The 3,033-nt window shown below is 43.9% G+C and carries 2 protein-coding genes; both read right to left on the reverse strand.

The features are described from left to right. On the reverse strand, nucleotides 1-267 hold a 267-nt coding region (locus tag CAG68_RS02680; RefSeq protein ID WP_202599828.1), incomplete at its 3' end, for a ribonucleotide-diphosphate reductase subunit beta. 83 nt (nucleotides 268-350) lie between these two features. Continuing rightward, the gene (gene nrdA, locus CAG68_RS02685; protein ID WP_005376819.1) at nucleotides 351-2,633 is read right to left on the reverse strand and encodes a class 1a ribonucleoside-diphosphate reductase subunit alpha; all 2,283 of its coding nucleotides are present in this window, start codon (nucleotides 2,631-2,633) and stop codon (nucleotides 351-353) included. Nucleotides 2,634-3,033: the final 400 nt, after the last annotated feature.

A 3,033-nucleotide genomic window follows, 5' to 3' on the forward strand; every position in this document is an offset into this window, starting at 1 on the left:
GCCTTGGATAGAGTCAAGAAGCGTTTGGTACTTCAAGTTAGAGATGAAGATGTGCTTCTCGTGATCTGGCAGTTTGTTGTAATCGATACGGTCGCTAGATACGTCTACTTCTTCTGGACGCCAGAAGAAAGAAAGTTGTTTCTCGATAAGTTTTTCGAAAATCTCAAACTTTTGTTGGTCGTAACGTGCAACGTTTACTGATTGACCTAGGAACATTGGTTCCTTCAATTGGTCATTCTTTTTTTGGTTAAAAGTACTGTAAGCCATAATGCCTCAATTCCTTTTAAACCTCCCCGTAAGGGGGAGGTTATCGATAGTCTGTCTTTACGGGTTCGCTAGGTACGGGAAGATTAAATCTTACAACCGCCGCCAGCACAATCGTCATCTTGTGGTTGAACAGCGTCTTTCTGTTCATCTTTCGCGCCATCACGAGTGTTGTGGTAGTAAAGCGTTTTCACACCAAACTTATACGCTGTTAGCAGGTCTTGAAGTAGTTTCTTCATTGGAACCTTGCCAGTCTCGTAACGTGACGGGTCGTAGTTAGTATTAGCAGAGATAGCTTGGTCAACAAACTTCTGCATAATACCCACAAGGTGTAGATAACCGTCGTTCGAACCGATATTCCAAAGCAGTTCATAGCTGTCTTTAAGTTCTGTGAACTCTGGTACAACTTGCTTCAGGATACCGTCTTTCGAAGCTTTTACTGAAACGTAACCACGTGGTGGCTCAATACCGTTAGTTGCGTTTGAAATCTGAGAAGAAGTCTCAGAAGGCATTAGTGCAGTCAGTGTTGAGTTACGTAGGCCGTGCTCCATAATTTCTTTACGTAGGCTGTCCCAGTCGTAGTGCAGCGCTTCGTCACAAATTAGATCGATATCTTTCTTATACGTATCAATCGGCAGTAAGCCTTTCGCGTAGTTCGTCTCGTCGAATGAAGGACACTTACCTTGCTCTTTCGCCAGTGCTACAGATGCTTTCAATAGGTAGTACTGCATTGCTTCGAACGTACGGTGAGTTAGGCCGTTCGCGCTACCGTCAGAGTATTTCACGCCATTCTTCGCTAAGTAGTAAGCAAAGTTAATCACACCAACACCTAGCGTACGACGGTTCATAGTCGATTTGTATGCCGCTGGTAGAGGGTAATCTTGGTAATCAAGCAGTGCATCTAACGCACGAACAACAAGATCGGATAGCTCTTCGAAATCATCTAGAGACTTGATAGCACCTAAGTTGAATGCAGAAAGCGTACACAGTGCGATCTCGCCTGAGTCATCTTCAACGTTAGTTAATGGTTTCGTTGGCAGTGCGATTTCTAAACATAGGTTCGACTGACGAACTGGAGCGACTTCAGAATCAAATGGGCTGTGAGTATTACAGTGGTCCACGTTCTGGATGTAGATACGACCCGTTGATGCACGCTCTTGCATTAGCAGAGTGAACATTTCAATCGCTTTAACCGTTTCTTTCTTGATTGAAGGATCGTTCTCGTACTTCACGTATAGACGCTCAAACTCTTCTTGGTTTTCGAAGAATGCGTCGTACAGACCAGGTACATCAGATGGTGAGAATAGCGTAATATTGCCGCCTTCAACTAAACGTTGGTACATCAGTTTGTTTAACTGAACACCGTAGTCCATGTGACGAACACGGTTTTCTTCAACACCACGGTTGTTCTTAAGTACCATTAGTGAGCGTGCTTCACCGTGCCACATTGGGTAGAACACAGTAGCTGCGCCACCACGTACACCACCTTGTGAACAACATTTTACTGCTGTTTGGAAGTACTTGTAGAACGGAATACAACCAGTGTGGAATGCTTCACCACCGCGAATCTCTGAGCCTAATGCACGGATACGACCTGCGTTGATACCAATACCAGCGCGCTGAGATACGTAACGAACAATTGAGCTTGCTGTTGCGTTAATAGAATCAAGACTGTCGCCACACTCGATCAGAACACATGAGCTGAACTGGCGAGTAGGGGTACGCACGCCAGACATAATTGGCGTAGGTAGAGAAATCTTAAATGTCGATGTCGCATCGTAGAAACGTTTGATGTAATCAAGACGTGTCGCTTTTGGATATTTCGCAAATAAGCACGCTGCTACAAGGATGTATAAGAACTGAGCACTTTCGTAAATTTGGCCCGTAACACGGTTCTGTACGAAGTACTTACCCTCTAGCTGCTTAACTGCCGCGTATGAGAAATTTAGGTCGCGTTTATGGTCGAGGTACGCATCAAGTTCGTCGAGTTCTGCTTTTGTGTAGTCTTCTAGAATATGTTGATCGTACTTACCCATATCGACGAGGCGAGACACGTGATCATAAAGCGTTGGTGGCTCGTATTGGCCATACGCTTTTTTACGCAGATGGAATACCGCTAGGCGAGCAGCTAGGTATTGGTAATCCGGAGTCTCTTCAGAGATCAGGTCTGCCGCAGACTTGATGATTGTCTCGTGAATATCTGTCGTTGTGATGCCGTCGTAAAACTGGATGTGAGCGCGAAGTTCTACTTGAGAAACCGAAACATTATCTAGACCTTCTGCAGCCCAAGTGATAACGCGGTGGATTTTATCCAGATCGATACTTTCTTTACGGCCATCACGCTTGGTGACGGTAAGTTGTTGGTTCATTCTGCTTTATTTCCCTAAGAAAACTGATAAAAGCCGTATTTTTGTTTGTTTATGTGCAATATGAGTAAAGCTTGCGGCGGCTTTGTGATCAAAGTCTATCTATATATTGTCGCTTAAACACAACATATAGGGGTTCATTTGTTTGCGGGTTACAAGATAGTGCTATTACACTGATTTATCAAGGTACAGATCGGGGATGACTTGTGGATAACTGACAAAATGAAAAAAATCAGTAAGTGAACACTAACCGATGAGAAAAGGGCAGACTTGAATGGTTAAAAGTACGGTTTCGAGATCGGTTTAGAAATAACCGCATGCAAAAATATTTTCCTTGATCTTTGGCCGTTTTTATCTACGAAAAATGGCTTGGTCAAAATGGAATCTAGAGCACGAATTTTAG

The organism is Vibrio sp. V42_P2S4T144, from assembly GCF_009904715.1.
Classification (GTDB): Bacteria; Pseudomonadota; Gammaproteobacteria; order Enterobacterales; family Vibrionaceae; genus Vibrio; species Vibrio alginolyticus.